At 76.9% G+C, this 7,910-nt stretch carries 7 protein-coding genes; 5 read left to right on the plus strand and 2 right to left on the minus strand.

From position 1 onward, the window contains the following. Nucleotides 1-133: 133 nt before the first annotated feature. The gene (locus AB0E96_RS35375; protein WP_359829965.1) at nucleotides 134-655 is read right to left on the minus strand and encodes a DUF6328 family protein; all 522 of its coding nucleotides are present in this window, start codon (nucleotides 653-655) and stop codon (nucleotides 134-136) included. Nucleotides 656-837: 182 nt separating this feature from the next. Further along, a complete protein-coding gene (locus AB0E96_RS35380) occupies nucleotides 838-1,476 on the minus strand; it encodes a MarR family transcriptional regulator (RefSeq protein WP_359829967.1) in 639 nt (212 codons plus the stop codon). Between the two features lie 48 nt (nucleotides 1,477-1,524). On the opposite strand from AB0E96_RS35380, the gene AB0E96_RS35385 reads away from it, so the two are divergent. The 5 genes from AB0E96_RS35385 (at nucleotide 1,525) to AB0E96_RS35405 (ending at nucleotide 7,721) form a co-directional block, all read left to right on the plus strand. After that, nucleotides 1,525-2,502, plus strand: a complete 978-nt coding sequence (locus AB0E96_RS35385) for an EamA family transporter (RefSeq protein ID WP_359829969.1) — start codon at nucleotides 1,525-1,527, stop codon at nucleotides 2,500-2,502. Nucleotides 2,503-2,584: 82 nt separating this feature from the next. After that, nucleotides 2,585-3,142: a nuclear transport factor 2 family protein gene (locus AB0E96_RS35390; protein WP_359829970.1), complete on the plus strand. Its 558-nt coding sequence runs from the start codon at nucleotides 2,585-2,587 to the stop codon at nucleotides 3,140-3,142. Nucleotides 3,143-3,349: 207 nt separating this feature from the next. Next, nucleotides 3,350-3,901, plus strand: coding sequence for a hemerythrin domain-containing protein (locus AB0E96_RS35395; RefSeq protein WP_359829972.1), 552 nt, complete (start codon nucleotides 3,350-3,352; stop codon nucleotides 3,899-3,901). A 373-nt stretch (nucleotides 3,902-4,274) separates the two neighbouring features. Beyond that, nucleotides 4,275-6,413, plus strand: a complete 2,139-nt coding sequence (fusA, locus tag AB0E96_RS35400) for an elongation factor G (RefSeq protein ID WP_359829974.1) — start codon at nucleotides 4,275-4,277, stop codon at nucleotides 6,411-6,413. A 231-nt stretch (nucleotides 6,414-6,644) separates the two neighbouring features. Beyond that, on the plus strand, nucleotides 6,645-7,721 hold the full coding sequence (locus AB0E96_RS35405; RefSeq protein WP_359829976.1) for a helix-turn-helix domain-containing protein: 1,077 nt from the start codon (nucleotides 6,645-6,647) through the stop codon (nucleotides 7,719-7,721). The last annotated feature ends 189 nt before the right edge of the window (nucleotides 7,722-7,910 follow it).

Raw genomic sequence — 7,910 nt, forward strand, 5'->3', positions numbered from 1 at the left:
TGGTCCGCCGCCCGCACAACTCCGGTGCGGGCGGCGGCAGCGGGCGGCCGGCCGGGGCCCGGACGGAGCCCGCCAAGGCCGGCTCAGGCGGGCTCAGGCCGGGCCAGGCCAGGCCAGGTCAGGCCGGGCCCGGTCAGAGCCGGTCGCGGGTGGCGGCCCGGCGCACCGCCCAGGGCAGGACGAACCACAGCACCACGAAGGCCAGCGCGATCGCGACGGTGATCGGCACCGCCGGCGCCGTACCGAGGACGACGTCCAGGACCAGCAGCACCGCGCCGCTCAACGCGGAGGCGAGCAGCAGCAGTCCCGCCTGGGCGATGCGCGCCGAGACCGCGACGATCCGCTCCTTGCCCGGGTGCCGGTACAGGCCGCGGTGCAGGGCGACGGGGGTGGCCAGCACGGCCGCGGCGATGACCGACAGCAGCAGGGTGACGACGTAGATGTCCTGCTGGGCGTCGGTGAGTTGGGCGAAGCGCGGGGTGAACGCGACGCCCAGCAGGAAGGCGAAGACGATCTGCACGCCGGTCTGCAGCACCCGCAGTTCCTGGAGCATCGCCACCAGGCGCCGCTCGGCCCGCACCTCCGGGTTCTTCCAGCCGGGCGGGGGAGCGGGGGAGGGCGGCGGGGGGTCGGGCGGGGGCGGTGCGCTGGTCATGGGGCAGCTTCTCACGGCCCGCCGCCACCGCCCGGCTCCCCGCGACCGGCGGCCCGGTACGGCCTCCCGTACCGGCGCCCGCGCCCCCGCGGGCGCCCCCCCAAGCGCCCCGCCGCGGTCGCCCCTACCCCCGCCCCGCCCCTATCCCCGCCCCTGCCGCCGCCCTGCTCCTGCGGCGGCCGTCACCGGTCGCCGGAAGCGCCCCCGCCGCCGTCCAGACGGTGCTGCCAGGCGGTGAGCAGCCCCTGCAGCGCGGCGGCCTCCTCCGGGTCCAGGTGGCCCAGCAGGCGGTGCTCGTTGCGGATGTGAGCGGTGAACGCCTCGTCGAACAGTCGCCGGCCGGCGTCGGTGAGGGCGACCACGCGCCCGCGCCGGTCGTCGGCGGCCGGACGGCGGGTGACCAGTCCGGCCCGCTCCAGACGGTCGATCCGCTTGGTCATCGCCCCGGTGGTCACCATGGTGTGCGCGGCCAGCTCGCCCGGCGCCCGCTCGTACGGCGCCCCGGCGCGGCGCAGCGCGGCGAGGACGTCGAACTCGCCCTCGCCCAGGCCGTAGCGCTGGTAGACGAGGGTCAGCTCCGCGGTCAGCCGGGCGGCCAGGCGGTGCAGGCGCCCGATGACGGCCAGCGGCGAGACGTCGAGGTCGGGGCGCTCGCGCCGCCACGCCGCCTGGACCCGGGCCACGTGGTCCTCGCAGCCCTCCCCGCCGTGGTCCTCGCAGCCCTCCCCGCCGTGGTCCTCGCGGCCCTCCCCGCCGTGGTCCTCGCGCGGGCCGGGGCCCTGCCGCCGGTCGCGGTCCTCGTGCTGCCGGTCGGTCTCCATGGAGGCCACCCTACTCCGATAGCTTCCCAGGAAGCTATATTGCCTTCCATGGAAGCCACCAAGCGGTGGGTGCTGCTCACCGCCCTCGCCCCCGTCGCCTGGGGCGCCAACTACTGGGTCACCCACACCCACCTGCCCGCCGACCGCCCACTGTGGGGCGCCGCCCTGCGCGCCCTGCCCGCCGGCCTGCTGCTGCTCGCCCTCGCCCGCCGCCGCCCGCACGGCCCGTGGTGGTGGCGCAGCGCCCTGCTCGGCCTGCTCAACACCGCCGCCTTCTTCGTCCTGCTCTACCTCGCCTCCCAACTGCTGCCCACCAGCGCCGCCGCCACCGTCATGGCCGCCTCCCCGCTGGCCATGCTGCTCACCGCCTGGGCGCTGGCCGGACAACGCCCGCGCCGCGCCCACCTGGCGGGGTCGGCGGTGGGTCTGGCCGGGGTCGCGCTGGCCCTGGCCGGACCGGGGGAGGGGATCGGCTGGGCCGGGCTGGCGGCCTCGGCGGCCGCGATGCTGGTCTCCTCCGTCGGCTACGTGCTGGCCGCCCGCTGGCGCGAGGGCGCCGACCCGCTCGCCGCCACCGCCTGGCAGCTGACCGCCGGCGCCCTGGTGCTGCTGCCGCTGGCCGCCGCCGTCGAGGGCGCGCCCCCGGCCGTGGACGGGCCCACCCTGCTCGCCTTCGGCTACGCCACCGTGGTCGCCACCGCGCTCGCCTTCACCTGCTGGTTCGCCGGACTGCGCCACCTGCCGGCCGGCACCGTGGGCCTGCTGGGACTGCTCAACCCGCTCACCGGCGTGCTGCTGGGCACCGCGCTGGACGGTGACCCCTTCGGCGTGCGCCAGGGCGCGGGGCTGGCCCTGGTGGTCGCCGGGATCCTGCTCGGACGCCCGCGCGCCGGGACGGCCGAGCAGCCAGCCTCCGCGCCCGCCCCGGCCGCCGAACCCGCCGCCGCCGGACCCGCCCCGGCCGCCGGACCCGGCACCGAGGACCGCCTCCGGACGAGGCCGGCGCGCTCCGGCCCGACTCCTTGATCTCAAGCCGACTTGAGGTCCTAGCCTCGGTGGTGCGCGACCGGACCGGCCGCGCACCACCGAGACCCCGGGAGCGACGCCCATGACCAGCACCACCACCACCGCGGACCTCGCCGCTCTGGAACGGCGGGTCCGGGTCCTCACCGACCGGGCCGACATCACCGGCCTCATCGATGGCTACCTGCTCAGCCTCGACACGGCGCCCCACGCGGGCGGGCGGTTCGACGAGGCGTGGGCGCGGCGCTACTTCACCCCCGACGTGCGGATCACCTCGCCGGTGGGGGAGCACGAGGGGATCGAGGGGCTGGCCGAGTCCGAGCAGGCCACCCTCGGCAAGTTCGAGCGCACCCAGCACGTGGGCGCCAACTACATGATCGACCTGGACGGGGACCGGGCCGCGGTGCGCTGGAACGCCCTCATGACGCACGTCCACCTCCCCTCGACCCAGCAGGCACGGGGCGAGCGGCCCGGCGGCCACTTCGACGTCGGCGGCACGTTCACCGGCGAGGCGGTGCGCACCCGCGACGGCTGGCGCTTGCGGAGCCTGGACATCCGGGCCGTGTGGACGACCGGCCAGGGGCCGCTCGTCCTGACCCCGAAGGCCGAGGCCACCCTGCGCGACCTCGCCGGCGGGGCGTGACGGAGAGGCGTGGCCAGGCGTGGCGAGGCGTGACGGCGGCCTCGCCCCGATGCGCCGCCCCGGCCCCGGCCCTGGCACCGCGCTTGCCTGCGGCTCCGGCCCCACGCTTGCCCGCGACCCGGGCCACGTGATCGGATGGCGCGAGCATCGCGTGCCGGTGACGGACTGCGTCAGGCATGGAGGTGCGCAACCGAAGGGACCGCCTCCGTGGCCTCCCCCTCCTCCGGCCGTACGGCCGCCCTCAGTCTCCAACTCTCCCAGGCACACCAGGACTTGCGCCGCCGCCTCGCCGACCTGCGGGCAGGCCTCGGCCGCCCCCGCCACCCGGACACCTACGGCGACACCGACGCCCACGGCGGCACCGGCGGCAGCGGTGGCGAGGACCGGCTCCTCACCCACTGCCTGGCCTTCTGCGCCGCCCTGACCAACCACCACCAGGGCGAGGACGGCGGCCTGTTCGCCCAACTCCTGCGCGAACGCCCCGACCTGGCGCCGACCATCGGAAAACTCGTCGAGGACCACGGCCTGATCACCGACATCCTCACCCGGGTGCGCGACCTCGCCGCCCTGGCCGCCGCCACCCCGGGCGCCGACCTGGAGGCCATCGGAGGCGAACTCGACGGGCTCGCGGCCATCATGGACTCCCACTTCGGCTACGAGGAACGGGCCCTCGCGGCCGCCCTGGACGCCGGGGTGCCCGACGACGGCTGGTCCGAGCCGGTCCTGCGCTTCACCGCGCCGCGCAGCCCGGCCCCGTAAAACCCCTCGCCCCGCCCGACCCGCCGTCCCTACACTCGCCACGCGGCCGCGCCCACACGCCCGGCCCGACCGTGACGACCGTGACGACCGCGACGACGGCAACCAGGAGAGGAGGCGAGCGGCCATGCCGAAGCACAGCGCCGCCGCCCCCTCTCCCGCGTCGCGGTACGAGGTGATCCTGGTGTCCCGCGCCTCCCGGTGCCCGCTGCGCGGCCGGCACCGGAGCAGTGCCGCCACCGTCTGACACCGTCTGACACCGCCGCGCCACCGGCCCCCGGGCCCGTCCACGCGCCGGAACCCGACGACCCGTCGGCACTGCCGCACAATCGCGCGCCCACCCCAGGAGAGAACCGCCCCGAAAGGCACCCGGGCCATGCGCACCCACGCCACCACCGCCGTCACCACCACCGCGGTCACCACCACCGCGGTCACCACCGCCGTCACCACCACCAGCAGCACCACCGCCGCGACCGCGACCGGCGCCATCGCCGCCGTCCGCAACCTCGGCATCCTCGCCCACGTCGACGCCGGCAAGACCACCGTCACCGAACGGATCCTCTACCTCACCGGCACCACCCACAAGCGCGGCGAGGTCCACGAGGGCACCACCGTCACCGACTTCGACCCCCAGGAACGCGCCCGCGGCATCACCATCTTCGCCGCCGCCGTCAGCTGCGCCTGGGCCGGGCACCGGATCAACCTCATCGACACCCCCGGCCACGTCGACTTCGCCGACGAGGTCGAACGCTCCCTGCGCGTGCTCGACGGCGCGGTGGCCGTCTTCGACGCCGTCGCCGGCGTCGAGCCGCAGAGCGAGTCGGTGTGGCGCCAGGCCGAACGCCACGGCGTGCCGCGCATCGCCTTCGTCAACAAGCTCGACCGCGCCGGCGCCGACCTGGACACCGCCGTCGCCGCCATCCGCGAACGCCTGCACCCCTGCCCCCTGGCCGTCCAACTGCCCATCGGCACCGAGGAGTCGTTCACCGGCGTCGTCGACCTGGTCCACCTGCGCGCCCTGACCTGGCACGACGACGGCACCCCGCAGGAGGGCCCCGTCCCCGCCCACCTCGAGGCCGAGGCCGGCGAACGCCGCCGCGCCCTGGCCCAGGCCGTGGCCGAACGGCACGCCGACGCCCTGGAGGAGTACTGCGCCCACGCCACGCTGAGCGCCGCCACCCTCACCACCGCCCTGCGCGACCTCACCCGCACCGGCGAGGCCGTCGTGGTGCTGTGCGGCTCCGCCTACCGCAACCGCGGCATCGAGCCGCTCCTGGACGCCGCCGTCGCCTACCTCCCCTCCCCGCTCGACGTCCCGCCCACCCGCTCCGCCGACCGCGCCCAGCAGCGCGAGGCCGATCCCCGACAGCCCCTGACCGCACTGGCGTTCAAGGTCACCGCCGCCCCGACCGGGCGCCTGACTCACCTGCGCCTGTACGCCGGAACCCTGCGCAAGGGAGCCACCGTGCTCGACACCGCCACCGGCCGCCGCGAACGCGTCGCCCGCATCCTCACCGTCCTGGCCGACCGCCACACCGAGACCGAACACGCCCGGGCCGGCGACATCGTCGCCGTCATCGGCCCCCGGCACACCCGCGTCGGCGCCACCCTGTGCGACCCCGACCACCCCATCGTCCTGGAGGCACCCGTGAGCGCCGAACCGGTCGTCACCGTCGCCGTCGAGGCCCGCCGCACCGCCGACACCGACAAACTCGCCACCGCCCTCGCCCGCCTCGCCGAGGAGGACCCCTCGCTGCGCGTGGCCACCGACCCCGAAACCGGCCGGCGCACCCTGTCCGGCCTGGGCGAACTGCACCTGGAGGTCGCGGTGGAGAGGATCCGGCGCGAGGCCGGCGTCGAAGCGGTGATCGGGCGCCCCGCGGTCGCGCTGCGCGAGGCCCTGCTCCGGGGCGTCACCGGCTTCGTCCACCGCCACGCCAAACAGGACGGCGGCGCGGGCCAGTTCGCCCACCTCGTCCTCGACGTCCACCCCCTGCCACCGGACGCCGAAGGGGAGTTCGCGTTCACCTCCACCGTCACCGGCGGACGCGTGCCGCGCGAGTACGTGCAGGCCGTCGAGGCCGGCTGCCGCGACGCCCTCGCCGAGGGCCCGCTCGGCGGGCACCCGGTCACCGGCGTCGCCGTCACCCTCGCCGACGGGGCCACCCACCCCAAGGACTCCTCCGAACTCGCCTTCCGCACCGCCGCCCGCAACGGCCTGCGCGAAGCCCTGCGCGCCTCGCGCCTGCACCTGCTGGAACCGCTCGCCGAGGTGGACGTCACCGTGCCCGAGGACGCCCTCGGCACCGTCCTCGGCGACCTCGCCGCCCGCCGCGGCCACGTCCGCGCCACCGAGCCCGGCCCCGGCCCCGGCGCCGCGGCCCGGGTGAACGCGCTCGTCCCGCTCGCCGAACTCTTCGGCTACGCGGGCCGCCTGCGCGGCCGCACCCAGGGCCGCGGCACCTTCACCACCCGCCCGGCCGGCTACGCCCCCGCACCGCCGCCGGCCGGCTGAGCCCGCCGCCCGGCCCTCCCCGCCCCACGGGAGGGCCGGGCCGGGCGCGGACCGCCGTCGCCGCTGCCCGGGGAACCGCGTGGCCCGGGGGAACCGTGCTGCCCGGCGGGACCGTGGTGCCCGGCGGGGGACCGTGTTGTTCGGCGCGGCCCCGATGGTGGGCATACGAGGGATGTCGGTCGAGCGGCGCTGTCAGCGGCCCGGCGGGGGACCTGGTGGAGGGGACGGACGTTGTTCACGGGGGATGAGGGCGCGCTCGGTGGCGGTCCGCCGGCGCAGGGGCGTTTCGAGTACTGGCGGGACCTGGTCAGGCGGACGCGGGTGTGCGACGCGACCAGCGCCCACGTCGACACGTTCACGGCCCGGGTGCGGCGCCTCGAGCTGGGGCCGGTGGCCTTCCTGGGGACGTCGTTCCCCTCGGCGCGGCTGCGGCGCACCGAGCGCATGATCAGGAGCTCCGACGAGGAGGTGCTCCACCTGACCCTGCTGACGGCCGGCCGTCAGCTGCTGGGGCGCGGCAGGGAGCAGCGCGAGCGGTTCGGGCCGGGGGACCTGCACCTGCTGGACAGCTCGCACCCGTACGACACCCTGCTCTTCGGCACCCCCTCGGCCGGCCCGGGGCAGGAATCGGTCGAGGGGCCGGTCGAGGGGCCGGGGCCGGTCGAGGGCGTGGGCATCGACCTGCCCGCGTCGCTGCTGCCGGTGCCGGCGCACCGGCTGCGCGACCTGTTCGGGCGTCGGCTGTCCGGGCGGCAGGGCACGGGCGCCCTGCTGGCGCAGTTCCTGCTGGGCCTGGAGCGTCAGGCCGCGCTCCTGCAGCCCGCCGAGGCGGCGCGGCTCGGCGCGGTGGTGGCCGACCTGGTGGGGGCCTGGGTGGCCGGGGAGCTCGACGCCGGGCACACGCTGCCGCACGACGCCCGGCAGCGGGCCACCGTGGAGAGCGTCCGGGCGTTCGTGTGGCGCAATCTGCACGACCCCGCGCTGACCCCGCCCGTCATCGCCGCCGCCCACCACATCTCGGTCAGCCACCTGCACCGGCTGTTCACCCGGTACTCCCACGGCGAGACGGTGGCCGCGTACATCCGCGGCCGGCGGCTGCGCAAGGCCCACCGCGACCTCGCGGACCCCGCCCTGCGCGCCCTGCCGATCCAGGGCGTCGCCGCGCGCTGCGGCTTCCCCGGCGCCTCGGAGTTCGGCCGCGCCTTCAGGACCGTGTACGGACTCACCCCCCGTGAGTACCGGTACCGGGCGCTGGGCCGGCCCGCGGGCGAGGAGGCGCTCGGCGGAGAGCCGGCGGCGCTGCGCTGACCTCCCGTCGGGGCCGCGCCTTCCCGCGCCGCCGGACTGCCGGAGCAACTCCTCGCCGGTGGTGGGCAGTTCGCCGCCTGCCGGGAGCGCCACGGCTCGTGACGGTCGCCGACCGTGAGGCCGAGGCGATCATCGCCCGCCGACTGCACGAGCTGCTCCCCGTCCCCGTGGTGGGCGAGGAGGCCGTCG

Origin of the sequence: Kitasatospora sp. NPDC036755 (assembly GCF_040636595.1) — a bacterium.
Classification (GTDB): Bacteria; Actinomycetota; Actinomycetes; order Streptomycetales; family Streptomycetaceae; genus Kitasatospora.